Genomic DNA, 14,247 nt, shown 5'->3' on the forward strand with positions numbered 1-14,247 from the left:
CATCGACCGTCCCAGCAGGTCCGGCACGACACCCTCCGGTGCGACGAGCACGTGCCCTCCCTACCCTGAGAGGACAATGATGGCGCAGGACAGCACCGGCAGCACGCCGCGTCCTGGCGGGGCGGGAACCGCTCGCGGACGCGGCGGTCGCTACCGCCGGCTCGTCACGCGCTTCGCCGCGGCCTCCCTCCTCGCCACCGCGATCAGCCAGCTGGTCTTCCTCAGCAGCTACGCCCTCGGAGCAGCGCCCGCCGTCGCGACCGTGCTGGCCCAGATCTCCGGCGCCGTGCCCAACTTCCTGCTCAACCGCCGCACGTGGGGCGGCGGCGGGCGCGGCGCGCTGGGCGGGGAAGTCCTGCGCTTCGCCCTCGTGTCCGCGGCGACCGCCGTTGTGGCGGCCCTGGCCACCAGCGGCGCGGAGGTGCTCGCGGTGCGGCTGTCCGATGCCCACGCCATCCGCGTGGCCATCGTCTGGAGCGCCTTCGCCGGCACCTACGCCGCGATGTTCGTCGTGAAGTTCCTGCTCATCGACCATCTCGTGTTCCCCGGTCGCCGTGCGCAGCGCTCGGAGTCCTCGACGCGCTAGAACGCACCCCCGCGGCCCGGCTCTCCCGCCACCAGGTCGCCAGCACCACCCGGCCGAACCGGACGCCGTACAGCAGGTCACCGCCCTTCTTGCTCTCGCCGGCAGCGCGCGGGCGCATCGTCATCGGCTGCTCGGCCACCCGGTAGCCGCGCAGCAGGACGCCGATGAGCAGTTCGGACGCCTGGTACTGCTCCTGCCGCAGCGCCACGCTCATCGGCACCTCCGCCTTCATGCCGCGGAACCCGAACGTGGTGTCGGTCAGCTGCGTCCTGGTGAGCAGACTGACTAAGCCGGCGAACACGTGCGTGCCGATGCGGCGCAGCAGGGCCGGGCGCTCGTTGCGGCCGAGCCGGCGCGAACCGGTGACGAAGTCGGCCTCGTCGGCGATCAGCGGCCGCAGCAGCGTGGCGATCTCGGCCTGGTCGTACTGCCCGTCCGCGTCGGTGGTGACGACGTACTGCGCCCCGCGAGTGGCGGCGATGTGGTAACCCAGGCGCAGCGCGGCCCCCTGACCGCGGTTCACCGGTGCGACGCACACCTGCGCGCCGCAGCTCCGCGCCACCTCGGCCGTCGCGTCGGTGGCCCCGTCCACGACGACGAGCGGCTCGACGGGCAGGCCGCAGCACTGCTCGGGCAGCTGCCGGAGCACGCCGCCGATCGCGTCCTGCTCGTCGTAGGCGGCGATGACGACCACCACCGGCCCGAACCGGTGCGCGCCGTGGCTGCGCTCGTACTCGTCGAGAGCCTCGCGGTCCACGGTGTCCGGGAACTCCTCAAGCATCCCTCTCCCCTTCCGCACTCCCGACCGCCGTGGTCGGCGCACCGCTCCCGCGCGGATCGCGGTAGCCGGTCACCGCGGTGAGCGCGAACGCCCCGGCGAGCGGCAGCAGCACCAGCCCGGGCAGCTGGTACCGCCACGAGAACTCCATCCCCGCGGCAGTGCCGACAACGGTAACCGCCAACCCCGCCGTGAGCAGACAGGCACCGCGCAGGCCGGATCCGCGGGCGGCTCCCGCGCCGCACACGGCCACCACCGCGAGCACTCCCATCCCACCGAGCAGGATCCCCGGCGTGTAACCACCGTTGAGCTGGTATCCGCGCAGGAACGCGGCCAGGCCGGGATCCGCGGTGATCGGGCCGCCGCCTGCGACCTCCACCCACTCGGCCACGTACCACTCCTCGCCGTACATCGGGTACTCCGCCTGGAAGTGCCACCGTTCCAGCGGAACGTCCCCGGGAACCTGCGTGCGCAGCGGCGCGAACCCCTTGAGGAAGTCGTGCGCCGCACCGTAGATCACGTCCCCCGGCTGGTGCAGCAGGACCTTGCGCGCGAACGTGCCCTGCGCCTGCACGAGGGACTCCGCGCCCGGCGCGCTGTGGAACTCCTCGACCGGTTTGTAGTGGTGGATGTAGTAGTCGATGCCCCGGGCGTGCCGCTCGGGCACGGACTCGTCCGGGCACAGCACCTGCTCCCGCGGGGTGAGGTCGAGCTGCTCGCAGCGCGCGACGACGGCGGTCCGCCCGTACACGACGTTGCCGGTGCCGCCGCCGAAGGCGAACAACCCCGTCCAGGCCAGGTGGTACACCCCGTACCCGCCCACCACGAGGACGAAGCCGAGCACCAGCGCACCGCCGGCGCGCAGCCGCCGCCCCCATCCGTCCGCGGGGCGCAGCCCCGCGGCGAGCACGACGAACACGACCGCCGGCACCACCAGCGTGATCCCCACGATGCGCACGATCATGGACACCGCGAGCACCACGCCCGCCAGCGCCGCCAACCGCGGCCCGGGAGTGCCCCACCAGGTCAGCACGTAGACCGCGAGCAGCAGCAGCACCTGGAACAGCAGGTCGGACATGACCATCTGCTCCAGCTGCAGCTGGTACGCGTCGAGCAGCACCGGTGCGGCGGCCGCGGCGGCGAGCCACGTGCGCACGCCGTGCCGCCGCAGCAGGGCGTAGATCCCCGCACCGAGGGCCAACCCGAGCAGGTGCTGCACGGCGACGACCCCGGCGAGGTCGCCCACCAGCAGCACCGGCCCGAGCAGCAGCACCTCGTAGCCGATGGGGTTGATCCCGCCGGGGAAGAAGACGCCGAGGTCGTTGAGGTAGCGGAAGGAGTCGATGTACAGCAGCGCCGGCTGGTAGGCCAGCTGCGCCACCACCCGGAGCGCCAGTCCCGCGAGCAGCAGCAGACCCAGCAACCAGTGCCGTCGCAGCATCCAGCCCTCCTCCTCGTCGACACCGCCGGCGCCGAGCGCGACCACCGGACGAGCGGCCCGGCGCTACTCCGCGGCGGTGAAGTCGTCCCAGACGGTGCGCAGCCCTTCCTTCAGCGGGGTCACCGGAGCGAACCCCAGTTCCCGCCGCGCCCGGCCGACGTCCACGATCACCGCCGGCATCTCGCCCTGCTTGGCGGGCACGTGCGTGCTCGGCACCGCGCGCCCGGTGGTCGCGCGGACCGCGTCGATCAGCTCGAGCACCGACACCGACCGGCCGGCCCCGATGATCGCCGTACCACTGTACTGGTGGTCCCACGCGGCGAGGACGCCGCGCACGACGTCGGAGAGGTGGACGAAGTCCCTGCGCTGCCCGCCGTCGCCGTAGACCTCGACGCCCGAGTCGGCCAGCGCCGCGCGCATCAGCCGGGGCACGAAGCTGTCCTTGCGTCCCATCCCCGGGCCGTAGATGTTGGTGAATCGCAACGCGCAGGTGCTCATCCCGTAAGCCCCGGCGTAACCGGCCAGCAGCATCTCGGCCGCGGCCTTGGTCGCGCCGTACGGGGTGAGCGGACGCACCGGCAGCTCCTCGGAGATGGTCCCGTGCCCGATGTCGCCGACCACCGCGTTCGTGGAGGCCAGCACGAACCGCCCCACGCCGCGCTGTCGGGCCACCTCGAGCAACCCCTGGGTAGCGGCCACGTTAGTCTCGTAGGTGTCCTGCGGGTGATCCATCGAACGCAGCACGGACGTGATCGCCGCGAGGTGCACCACACCCGCGGTGTCCTCGGTGACGGCGGCCTCGCGGACCTCCGGGTCGCGCAGATCGCCGTGGAGGAACGTGACGAGATCACTTCCGGGACGCTCCGGATCGTCACCCCGGCCTTCCAGGCAGGGTGGTTCCACGCGGTCGACGAGGGTCACCGGGGTGCCGCGCTCGGCGAAGGCGCGCACAACGGCACGTCCGACGAACCCGGAACCACCAGTGACCACGACGCGGCTTGCCTGGGGGGTGTCAGTTTTGGACGGATTCATGGTTGGCACGGCCAAACTCTAACCGCTGTTGGTCGCAACAGGGCGGCAGCGCCTCCGGCGAATGCGGGCACGGCGCGAAGCGGTGCCCGCCCCGGTGCCGCCGGACGCGCGCCGCCGGATGGGAGGTTGCCCCATGTCCACCGAGTCGCTGCAGACTCTGCTCGATCGCAACGACATCGCGGGAATGCAGCACTGGATTTCCGAACGGAGGCCCTATGAGATCGCCGACGAGATCGGCCGCCAGGACGCGGTCGAGGCGGTGCTGCTGTTCCGCCTGCTGAGCAAGGACGAGGCCATCGAGGTCTTCGAGGAGCTGGACCCGATCGCCCAGCAGAAGATCCTCGACGGCCTGCGCGACCACGCCTTCCGCGAGCTCGTCGAGGCCATGGACCCCGACGACCGGGTGCGGTTGCTCGGCGAGGCCCCCGCCAAGGTGGCCCAGCGCGTGCTGGCCGGGCTCAGCCAGCGGGAACGCGACACCACGGCCGAGCTGCTCGGCTACCCGGAGGGCTCGGTCGGCCGGTACATGAGCCCGGAGGTGGTGATCGTCCGCCACGACCTCACCGCCGGCCAGGCCCTGGACGTCGTCCGCGGCAAGGGGCTCAGCGCCGAGACCGTCTACACCCTGCCCGTGGTGGACGACGAGCGGCGCCTGGTCAGCGTCGTCAGCCTCCGGGACCTGGTGCTCAGCGCCCCCGGACGGCCCCTGCAGGAGCTCCTCGGCGAGGAGCCGGTGGCCGCCACCGCCACCGACGACGCCGAGCAGGCAGCGCGGCTGATGCGCGAGTCCAACCTGCTGGCCCTTCCCGTCGTCGATAGTGAACAGCGCGTTGTCGGGCTGCTCACCATCGATGACGCCATGGAAGTGCTGGAATCGGCCGAGACCGAGGACTTCGTGCGGCAGTCGGCGACCACGCCGTGGCAGGGCCACTACGTGGCCGCCAGCGTCTTCCAGATCGCCCGTTCGCGCATCGCGTGGCTGTTGCTGCTGCTGGTCGCCGCCACGCTCACGGTCAACGTGATGCAGTTCTTCGAGGCGACGCTGGCGGAGGTGACCGCGCTGGCGCTGTTCATCCCGCTGCTCACCGGAACGGGGGGCAACGCGGGGGCGCAGGCCGCCACGGCCACCGTCCGCGCACTGGCGGTGGGCCAGCTGCGCACCGGCGACGTGCTGCGGGTGGTCTGGCGCGAGTGCCGCGTGGGGGTGCTGCTCGGCGTCATGCTCGCCACCGTGGGCCTGGTCATCGGCACGCTGCTGGTCGGCTTCCAGGTCACGCTGACCGTCGCGCTGTCCATCGTGGTCATCTGCACGTGGGCGGCCATGGTCGGCGCGGCCATGCCGCTGCTGGCCAAGCGCGTCGGGATCGACCCCGCGGTCGTCTCCGCTCCGCTGGTCACCACCCTCGTGGACGCGACGGGGCTGATCATCTACTTCCTCATGGCCCACCTCGTCCTCGGCGTGTGATCCGCCCTCCGCGCGCACTTCACCGCTCGAAGTGCGCGCGGAGGGCCTGCAGCCCCGCTGCGAACACGTCGCGGCTGAAGGTCCCGTCGAGCTCCTCCTCGTCGGCCGCCTCGGCGTCGAAGTCCGCGTACCACTCGACGAACGAGGCGTCGTCGACCGTGACGGGGGCGACGTGCAGGGTCGCGCGGTACTTCCGCACCGGGAACGGCCCCTCGACGATCTCGTAGGTGTAGGAGCGCGCCACGTCGTCGAGGTCCACCAGCCGTTCCCGGACGACGGACCCGTCGGGCATCGTCAGGTGGCGGACGCAGCCGACCGCGTCGGCGGGCCTGCCGTCCTCGATGCGGCTGGTCGCGATCGCCGGGTGCCACTGCGGCAGCCCGTCGAAGTCGCGCACCACCCGCCACACCGCGTCGGCCGGGGCGTCGACGGTGGCACTGGCGTACGAACGCGCCATGGGGTTTCCTCCTCGGATCGGGCCGGAGCTACTCGCCGCTCCGGCGGGTGAAGGACCGGGTCGTCTCGGCGATCGCCTTCTCCGCGGGCAGCCGCTCCATGCTCGAGGCGCCGAAGAAGCCGTGGCAACCGCTGGTCGCCGACAGCACGTACGCGGCGTCCTCCGGCTCGGAGATCGGGCCGCCGTGGCAGAGCACGATCACGTCCTCGCGCACCTGCCGGGCCGCGCGCGCCCAGGCGTCGATGTCGGCGACGCAGTCGTCGAGGGTGCGCGCGGTCTCCGCACCGATGCTGCCGCCGGTGGTCAGCCCCATGTGGCAGACGACGACGTCGGCGCCGGCGCGGGTCATCTCGCGCGCGTCCGCGGCGGAGAACACGTACGGCGTGGTCAGCAGGCCGGCCTCGTGCGCCGTGGCGATGAGCTCGACCTCGCGGTCGTAGCTCATGCCGGTCTCCTCGAGGTTGGTCCGGAACGTGCCGTCGATGAGCCCCACCGTGGGGAAGTTCTGAACACCGGAGAAGCCGAGGTCGGCGAGTTGGCCGAGGAAGCGCTCGGGCATGAGGAACGGGTCGGTCCCGTTGACACCGGCGAGCACGGGGGTGCTGCGCACGACCGGCAGCACTTCCCGCGCCATCTCCACGACGATGTCGTTGGCGTTGCCGTAGGCCAGCAGCCCGGCCAGCGAGCCGCGCCCGGCCATGCGGTAGCGCCCCGAGTTGTACAGCACGATCAGGTCGATGCCGCCGCTCTCCTCGGCCTTGGCGGACAGGCCGGTGCCCGCGCCGCCGCCGACGACCGGCTCTCCGCGGTCGACCTTGCCGCGCAGCCGGGACAGCAGTTCCGGGCGTTCGACACGCTTCGTCATATCCCCTTCCCTCCCCGTGCACGGGTCATCCCCCGGGGGGCGTCCCCGCGCGGGCCGGTGCCTCGGTCGTTCACGACGACCGCGGAGCGGTACCGATGCCCACTTCCGCCGCGGCGGCCACCACGGCGTCGGTGAACTCCGCGTCGTTGATGTTGTGCGGCACGCGCCGCACCCGCTCGGCGTCGCGCACGTTCCGCTCGATCGCGCCGAACAGCCGCTCGTCGGCGGCGGCATCGCGGAACGCGGCACCGGGGGAGTCCAGCAGGGACACCCCGCCCTCGGGCAGCAGGAACCGCACGGGCCCCGCGCAGGCGTTGATCTTGCCGGCGAGGAACTCGCCGATGCGCTCGCACTCCTCGGCGGTGGTGCGCATCAGCGTCACCTGCGGGTTGTGCTCGTACAGCAACCGGTCGCGGAACTCCTCCGGCACGGTGCCGCGCGCACCGAAGTTCACCATGTCCAGCGCACCGCACGAGCCGACGTAGGGCACCCGGGTGCGCGCGATCGCGTCGAGGCGCTGCTCGCCGGCGCTCATCACACCGCCGACGAGCAGATCGGCGATCTCGGTGGTGGTGATGTCGACGACCGCTTCGACGTAGCCGTCGTCGACGAGCTTCTCCATGGCCCGCCCGCCCGTCCCGGTGGCGTGGAAGACCAGCGGGTCGTGGGTGGCGCGCATCCTGTCGGCGACGGCGGTCACGCACGGGGTGGTCACGCCGAACATGCTCAGCGCGAGCGCGGGTTCGTGCTCGGCTTCGGGGACCTCGTGCGTGAGCGCGCCGAGCAGCGCGTGCGCGGCGTTGCCGAGCACGCGGCGGGAGATGCGGTTCAGCCCGGCGACGTCGGTCACCGAGGGGAACAGCACCAGGTCCGAGGAGTCCACGTAGGAGGAGGTGTCACCGGATGCCACTGTGGACACGATCATCTTCGGCACGCCCACCGGGAGGGCGCGCAGACCGCGGGAGATCAGCGCGGTGCCGCCGGAGCCGCCGAGGCCGAGCACCCCGTCCGCCGGCCGCTCGGCCAGGAAGCGCTCGAGCGCGAGGGCCATGGCGGCCACCGCCGTGCCGCGGTCGGCGGTGAACACCGCGTCCGCCCCCTCGGGGTGGTGCGCGGCGACGTCCCGGGCGGGGACGTCCGGTGCCGCGCTCCGCGCAGCGGGGCCGGTGCCGACGTCGACGGTGGTCACGGCGCAGTGCGGGGCGAGCAGCTCCGCCACGTAGCGCAGATCGTCCCCCTTCGTGTCGAACGTGCCCACCACGTAGGCCCTCGGCGTGCGGTGCCCTCCGGTCACGGCGCCCTCCGTACACGGCTGCGTGATCATCGCGGATGCTACTGCGCCAGCGCCTGCTCTGCCCAGAGGCGCGCGTCCGCCGCGTCAGCGGCTCACGACGACCGGCCCTCGTCCGGGACGGCGGGCAGCTGCGCGCGCAGCGCGGTGATCTCGGTCTTGAGGGAGGCGACCTCGCCGCGCAGCCGTTCGGCCTCCGCGGCGCTGTCGGCCGTGGCCCGGCCGGCGCGCTCGACGGAGTTCTCCACACCGCCGAACTTCTCCACGAACCAGGAGGCGATGCTGCCGGTGACGACGCCGAGCAGGGCGATGCCCGCGAGCATCAACCCCACGGCGATGAGCTTGCCCTGCCCGGTCACGGGGTAGTAGTCGCCGTAGCCGACCGTGGTGATCGTCGCCATGGTCCACCACAGCGCATCAGCGAAGCTCGTGATCGTGGCCTCGCCGGCGCCGCGTTCGGCGTCCAGCACGGCGAGGGCGGCCGAGACGCCGAGCAGCGCGGTCGCGCCGGAGACGTACAGCACGACCTGCCCGCGCACCCGCGCCTGGATCCTGCGGTTCATCAGCACCAGCACCGTCACCAGCCGCAGCACGCGCAGCTGGCGCAGCACCGGGACGAGGATGACCACCAGGTCGAACAGGTTGTGCAGCACGAACCGGCCGCGCTGCCTGGCCAGGGCGAGGCGCACGGCGTAGTCCACGGCGAACGCGCCCCACGTGACCCACATGGCCACTCCGACGCCGCGGCGCACGCCCGGCTGCATGCCGGGTTCGAGCACCGTCCACGCGTACAGCGCGAAGAACAGCACCGACAGCGCGATGAGCGGCCACTCGGTGCGCTGCTCCCACTTCGCCAGCGGTGGAGGAGCGGCGCTCCCCGCGTTCTCGGAGCGCACGGTCTCGGATGACATCGCGCCCATGGTGCCGTGCCCGGAAGCGCCCGGGAACACGGCCGCGGCACCGGTCACGTCCGCGCTGCCCGCGCGGAAGAACGGCCCGCCGATCCGCGGGGAACGGCGGGCCGCAGGGCGTCACCGGCTCGGCTTGTTGCCCTTGAGCAGCTTGTTCTTCGCCTCGTCGATCTTGGCCCGGGTCTTGGGGTCCTGGGCGTACTTCTTCGCCTGCCGGATCGCCCGGCGCCCCTGGGGGCTGCTGGCGAGTCCGACGATCTTCTTCATCAGCGACATGTCCGCTCCTGGTCGGTCCTCAGCACGCGGCCTGTCCGCCGAAGTCCTGCCCGTCGAACGGCAGACCGGCGCGTCACCTGGGGATCAGGCGTCCACCAGCCTACCGAGGTGATCGCGGGGACGACACCGCGCGCGGCGGGCCCCGGCGCGGGGACCTCAGCCGAGCACCCCGCTGACCGAGCTGTGCCCCTTGAGGATGTTGCGGGCGATGGTGCGGCGCTGGATCTCGTCGGTGCCCTCGAAGATGCGCAGCAACCGCAGGTCGCGGAACCAGCGCTCGACCGGCAGCTCGCGGGTGTAGCCCATGCCGCCGTGGATCTGCATCACGCGGTCGACGATCTCGTTGGCGCGGGTCCCGCCGTAGAGCTTGGCCATGGACTGCGCGTGCCGCGAGTCCATCCCCTGGTCGACCTGCCAGGCCGCTTGCAGCACGAGCCACCGCAGCGCCTCGATCTCCACGGCCGAGTCGGCGATCATCCACTGGATGGCCTGCCGGTCGGCGATGGGCGCGCCGAAGGTCTGGCGGTTGTTGGCGTACTCGGTGGCCATCCCGACGAGCCGCTCGCAGGCGCCGAGCGCGTGCGCGGGCAGCATGTAGCGCCCGCGGCCGATCCACTGCATCGCGAGCTGGAAGCCCTGACCGACCTCGCCGAGCACGTTCTCCTCGGGCACGCGCACCTCGTCGAACACCAGCGAGGCGGGTTGGCGCTCCCACTCGCCCATGATGTCGATGGGTTCGGAGGTCCAGCCCATGTCGCGGTCGACGAGGAAGCAGGTCACTCCGCCGTCGGCGCCCTTGGACTTGTCGGTGACGGCGAACACCATGGCGAAGTCGGCGTCGATGCCGCCGGTGATGAAGGTCTTCTCGCCGTTGATCACCCACTCGCCGCCCTCCTTGCGGGCGGTGGTGCGGATGTTCTTCGCGTCCGATCCGGCACCGGGCTCGGTGATGGCGAAGCAGGACTTCCGGGTGCCTTCGATGGTGGGCAGCAGGTAGCGCCGCTGCTGCTCCTCGTTGCCGCGGTAGAGGATGTTGTCCGCGTCACCGCCGAACTGGAACGGCACGAACGTGCGCCCCAGCTCGATCTGGATCAGCGCCGTCAGCACGGCCGGCAGGCCCATCCCGCCGTACTCCTCGGGGGTCTGCACGCCCCAGAACCCCGCCTCGCGCGCCTTGTTCCGCAGGTCCGCCTGCTCCTGCTCGGTCAGCCCCCGCTCACCGGCGCGCTCCCGGTGCAGCACCTGCTGCTCCAGCGGCATGAGCTCGCGCTGGACGAACTGGCGCACCCAGTCGCGCACGTCGCGCTCGGTATCGGACAACGAGAAGTCGACCATTGACCTGCACCCTTCCGCGTGAGCTACTAACTAACAACGTTAGTTTTATGGCAGCCTAGAGTCGGCCGCGCAGCCTTCGCAAGAGGCGTCCACCCCAGGCCACCCCGTCCCGACCGTGGAGAAACCGTGCCCCGTCCGAGCCGTCCCCGCCTGACGACCGAGCGCATCGCCCGGGTCGGCCTCGAGATCATCGACGCCGAGGGGCTCGAGGCGCTGTCCATGCGCCGCCTGGCCGAGCGCCTCGACGTCCGCGCGGCGTCGCTGTACAACCACGTGCCGAACAAGGACGACCTGCTGCACACGATCTCCGACGAGGTCATGGCCCAGGTCGACGTCTCCGGCTTCGAGGTCGACTGGCCCACCGGCCTGCGCACGTGGGCGCGGTCCTACCGCGCCGCCCTGCGCGCGCACCCCAACCTCGTGCCGTTCCTGGCCGGCGGACCGGCCCGCCGGGAGAACGCGCTGCGCCGCGCCGACCGGGTGCACGGCGGCCTCGTGCGCGCCGGCTGGCCGCAGCGGTACGCCACGATGATCGGCGCGTCGACGAAGTACCTCGTCGTCGGCTCGGCCATGGCCTCGTTCGCCGAGGGCTTCCCCGCCGACGCGAGCGTCTACGACGAGCGGTTCCCCCACCTCGACCGCGCCCACCTGCTGCCGCAGCACACCGAGATCGACGCGGACAGCTTCGAACTCGCCCTCGGAGCGCTCATCGACGGGTTGCGCGAGGTCCACCGCACCCTCACCGCAGCGGCGCGCGAGGGCGGAGCGGCGATGCCGCACACCCCGCGCTGACCTGCACGCGCAACCGAGTGAGATCAGCCTCGCGTTGCGGTTGACTGCCCGCGGGGTCCTCCGTAGCGTCACGCTCTGACCAGGCCACAACCGGACAGCAGCGGACAGCAGACCGCACAACCGAATACCGCGCCGTTGACTCCGTGCGGGAGAGATCCCGGCCCGTCGGGACGCCGAAGGAGCAAGCACTCCCCAGCAAACTCTCAGGCACCACCTACCGCACGGTACGAGGCGGAACGGGAGGAAAGCAGGAGCGGACCGCTTCTCGCCCACGGTGCAAGCCGTCCAGCGACGGTGAAACTCTCAGGCCCATGACTCCAGGGGAGATCGCCCGACGTGCGTACGACCGCGCGGGTGGCGATCGAAGTGGTCCGGCTACGCTGGCAGGATCCGATTGCGTGCAGTTCCGGACCCGCGACCGCCGACCGGCGCCGCCCCCAGGAGGAGTCAGACACGATGACCTCACCGAGGCAGACGCCCCTGCACCAGGTCCACGAGGAGCTGGGTGCGACGTTCACCGACTTCGCCGGCTGGCACATGCCGGTGCGGTACACCAGTGACACCGCCGAGCACAACGCGGTGCGCAACAGCGCCGGCCTGTTCGACCTGTCGCACATGGGTGAGCTCCACATCCGCGGGCCGCAGGCCGCGGAGGCCATGGACTACGCCCTGCTGGCCAACACCTCGGCGATCACGCCCGGCCGCGCGCGCTACACGATGATCTGCAACAGCGACGGCGGCGTGCTCGACGACCTCATCGTCTACCGGCTGCGCGAGGACGAGTACCTCGTCGTCGCCAACGCCGCCAACGCCGGCACCGTCTCCGAAGCGCTGGCCGACCGCGTCTCCGGCTTCGAGGTCGAGTTCCACGACACCTCGCACGAGTACGCGCTCATCGCGCTGCAGGGGCCGAACGCGGCGGCGATCCTCGGGCCGCTGACCGACACCGACCTGTCGACCGTCAAGTACTTCGCCGGGTACTACAGCACCGTGGCTGGTCGCGAGGTCATGCTCGCCCGCACCGGTTACACCGGCGAGGACGGTTTCGAACTGTTCACCGCGCCGGAGGACGCCGAGCCGATCTGGCGGGCGCTCGCCGAGGCCGGCGCGGACCACGACCTCAAGCCCGCCGGACTGTCCTGCCGGGACACGTTGCGGCTGGAAGCGGGTATGCCGTTGTACGGCAACGAGCTCAGCGCCGAGTTGACGCCGTACCACGCCAATCTCGGCCGGGTGGTCAAGCTCGACAAACCCGACGACTTCGTGGGCAAGGCCGCGCTGGCGAAGGTCGCCGAAGTTCCCACCGACCGGACACTGGTGGGGCTGAGCACCGACCAGCGGCGCGCGCCGCGGCACGGCTACTCCGTGCTCGACCCCGGGGGCAACGAGATCGGCGAGGTCACCAGCGGTGCGCCCTCCCCCACTCTGGGGCACCCGATCGCGATGGCCTATGTGGACCGCGCGCACAGCCAACCGGGCACGGCGCTGAACGTGGACGTGCGCGGCAGGTCGCTGCCGGTGGAGGTGGTGGAACTGCCGTTCTACCGCCGCGGCACGTGACAACCGCGCCGTTCGACCGATCCGCAGGGCCGTCGCAGACAGAAAACAGGAGGCAACACCAAATGTCCACACCGGACCTGTTCAACGACCAGCTTGCCGCGGTCGACCCGGAGGTCGCTGCTGCGGTGGGTTCTGAGTTGCGTCGCCAGCAGAACACGTTGGAGATGATCGCTTCGGAGAACTTCGCACCGCGCTCCGTCCTGGAGGCTCAGGGGTCGGTGCTGACGAACAAGTACGCCGAGGGGTATCCGGGCAAGCGCTACTACGGCGGCTGCGAGAACGTCGACGTGATCGAGCAGTTGGCGATCGACCGGGCCAAGGAGCTGTTCGGCGCGTCGTTCGCGAACGTGCAGCCGCACTCGGGTGCGCAGGCCAACGCCTCTGCGATGTTCGCGCTGCTCAAGCCGGGCGACACGATCATGGGGCTGGACCTGGCCCACGGTGGCCACCTCACCCACGGCATGCGGATCAACTTCTCCGGCAAGCTCTACAACGTCGTGCCGTACCACGTCGACGAGTCGGACCACCGCATCGACATGGACGAGGTGGCCCGGCTGGCGCGGGAGAACCGGCCGAACATGATCATCGCCGGCTGGTCGGCGTACCCGCGGCAGTTGGACTTCGCCCGCTTCCGGGAGATCGCCGACGAGGTCGGGGCGTACCTGATGGTGGACATGGCGCACTTCGCCGGTCTGGTCGCCGCGGGGCTGCACCCCAACCCGGTGCCGCACGCGCACGTGGTCACCACCACCACGCACAAGACCCTGGGGGGTCCGCGGGGCGGGGTGATCCTCTCTGCTGACGAGGAGCTCACCAAGAAGTTCAACTCGGCGGTGTTCCCGGGGCAGCAGGGCGGTCCGCTGGAGCACGTGATCGCGGGCAAGGCGGTGCTGTTCAAGGCCGCACGCGGCGAGGAGTTCGTCGACCGGCAGCGGCGCACCGTCGAGGGGGCGCAGGTCCTGGCGCAGCGCTTGCAGCAGGGCGATGCGACCGCCGCGGGGGTGCAGCTGGTCTCCGGTGGGACCGACGTGCACCTGGTGCTGGTGGACCTGCGCAACGCCGAGCTGGACGGCAAGCAGGCCGAGGACCGGCTGCACGAGATCGGGATCACGGTCAACCGCAACGCGGTGCCGAACGATCCGCGGCCGCCGATGGTGACCTCCGGGCTGCGGATCGGCACGTCCGCGCTGGCCACCCGCGGCTTCGGCGCCGAGGAGTTCGGCGAGGTCGCCGACGTCATCGCCGAAGCGCTGCAGCCGAACCTCGACGAGGCGAGCACGAAGAAGCTGCGGGCCCGCGTCGAGGCCCTCGCCGCGGCCAAACCGCTCTACCCGGGCCTGTGATCCGCCCGAGGCCGTGAGCAACAGCTGCTGATCTGCCGGTCCCCTCCGCTCCACCGGAGGGGACCGCGGCCCGATCGTGGCGGGGCCGCGCTCCCGACCGGGGGCGCGGCCTCGA

At 71.5% G+C, this 14,247-nt stretch carries 14 protein-coding genes and 2 riboswitches; of the genes, 5 read left to right on the forward strand and 9 right to left on the reverse strand.

What is annotated here, in order from left to right:
* Nucleotides 1-76: 76 nt before the first annotated feature.
* Entirely contained in the window at nt 77-586 is a 510-nt protein-coding gene (locus ACVGV0_RS17090) for a GtrA family protein (protein ID WP_459156692.1), read from the forward strand.
* On the opposite strand, the gene ACVGV0_RS17095 is transcribed toward ACVGV0_RS17090, so the two are convergent.
* Genes ACVGV0_RS17095 through ACVGV0_RS17105 form a run of 3 tightly spaced genes read right to left on the reverse strand, consistent with a single transcriptional unit; the run spans nt 525 to nt 3,837 of the window.
* Nucleotides 525-1,367, reverse strand: a complete 843-nt coding sequence (locus ACVGV0_RS17095; protein WP_459156693.1) for a glycosyltransferase family 2 protein — start codon at nt 1,365-1,367, stop codon at nt 525-527. The two genes, ACVGV0_RS17090 and ACVGV0_RS17095, sit on opposite strands and share 62 nt — an antisense overlap.
* Nucleotides 1,360-2,850 (reverse strand): hypothetical protein, encoded by a 1,491-nt coding sequence (locus ACVGV0_RS17100; protein ID WP_459156694.1) that lies wholly within the window; start codon nt 2,848-2,850, stop codon nt 1,360-1,362. Before ACVGV0_RS17100 ends, ACVGV0_RS17095 begins: the two co-directional genes overlap by 8 nt.
* 18 nt (nt 2,851-2,868) lie before the next feature.
* Nucleotides 2,869-3,837: an NAD-dependent epimerase/dehydratase family protein gene (locus tag ACVGV0_RS17105; protein ID WP_459160040.1), complete on the reverse strand. Its 969-nt coding sequence runs from the start codon at nt 3,835-3,837 to the stop codon at nt 2,869-2,871.
* Nucleotides 3,838-3,970: 133 nt separating this feature from the next.
* On the opposite strand from ACVGV0_RS17105, the gene mgtE reads away from it, so the two are divergent.
* Nucleotides 3,971-5,302 carry a magnesium transporter gene (gene mgtE / locus ACVGV0_RS17110; RefSeq protein ID WP_459156695.1) on the forward strand — a complete coding sequence of 444 codons (1,332 nt, stop codon included), beginning with the start codon at nt 3,971-3,973 and terminating at the stop codon, nt 5,300-5,302.
* 19 nt (nt 5,303-5,321) lie between these two features.
* Here the strand turns inward: mgtE and ACVGV0_RS17115 are convergent, their stop codons facing one another.
* The 6 genes from ACVGV0_RS17115 to ACVGV0_RS17140 form a co-directional block, all read right to left on the reverse strand.
* Nucleotides 5,322-5,759: an SRPBCC family protein gene (locus ACVGV0_RS17115; RefSeq protein WP_459156696.1), complete on the reverse strand. Its 438-nt coding sequence runs from the start codon at nt 5,757-5,759 to the stop codon at nt 5,322-5,324.
* Between the two features lie 28 nt (nt 5,760-5,787).
* Nucleotides 5,788-6,624 (reverse strand): phosphoenolpyruvate hydrolase family protein, encoded by an 837-nt coding sequence (locus ACVGV0_RS17120; RefSeq protein ID WP_459156697.1) that lies wholly within the window; start codon nt 6,622-6,624, stop codon nt 5,788-5,790.
* A gap of 70 nt (nt 6,625-6,694) precedes the next feature.
* Nucleotides 6,695-7,948 (reverse strand): Tm-1-like ATP-binding domain-containing protein, encoded by a 1,254-nt coding sequence (locus tag ACVGV0_RS17125; protein WP_459156698.1) that lies wholly within the window; start codon nt 7,946-7,948, stop codon nt 6,695-6,697.
* A 62-nt stretch (nt 7,949-8,010) separates the two neighbouring features.
* Nucleotides 8,011-8,826 (reverse strand): potassium channel family protein, encoded by an 816-nt coding sequence (locus tag ACVGV0_RS17130; RefSeq protein ID WP_459156699.1) that lies wholly within the window; start codon nt 8,824-8,826, stop codon nt 8,011-8,013.
* 120 nt (nt 8,827-8,946) lie between these two features.
* Nucleotides 8,947-9,102 (reverse strand): hypothetical protein, encoded by a 156-nt coding sequence (locus tag ACVGV0_RS17135; protein WP_459156700.1) that lies wholly within the window; start codon nt 9,100-9,102, stop codon nt 8,947-8,949.
* 156 nt (nt 9,103-9,258) lie between these two features.
* Nucleotides 9,259-10,437 (reverse strand): acyl-CoA dehydrogenase family protein, encoded by a 1,179-nt coding sequence (locus ACVGV0_RS17140; RefSeq protein ID WP_459156701.1) that lies wholly within the window; start codon nt 10,435-10,437, stop codon nt 9,259-9,261.
* Between the two features lie 126 nt (nt 10,438-10,563).
* On the opposite strand from ACVGV0_RS17140, the gene ACVGV0_RS17145 reads away from it, so the two are divergent.
* From ACVGV0_RS17145 to glyA, 3 genes are all read left to right on the forward strand, one after another.
* Nucleotides 10,564-11,229, forward strand: coding sequence for a TetR/AcrR family transcriptional regulator (locus ACVGV0_RS17145; protein ID WP_459156702.1), 666 nt, complete (start codon nt 10,564-10,566; stop codon nt 11,227-11,229).
* Nucleotides 11,230-11,365: 136 nt separating this feature from the next.
* Nucleotides 11,366-11,459, forward strand: a riboswitch (glycine riboswitch).
* Nucleotides 11,460-11,557: riboswitch (glycine riboswitch) on the forward strand.
* Nucleotides 11,558-11,685: 128 nt separating this feature from the next.
* A complete protein-coding gene (gene gcvT, locus ACVGV0_RS17150; RefSeq protein WP_459156703.1) occupies nt 11,686-12,789 on the forward strand; it encodes a glycine cleavage system aminomethyltransferase GcvT in 1,104 nt (367 codons plus the stop codon).
* A 62-nt stretch (nt 12,790-12,851) separates the two neighbouring features.
* Nucleotides 12,852-14,132, forward strand: coding sequence for a serine hydroxymethyltransferase (gene glyA / locus ACVGV0_RS17155; RefSeq protein WP_459156704.1), 1,281 nt, complete (start codon nt 12,852-12,854; stop codon nt 14,130-14,132).
* The last annotated feature ends 115 nt before the right edge of the window (nt 14,133-14,247 follow it).

It is taken from the genome of Salinifilum ghardaiensis (assembly GCF_054491345.1).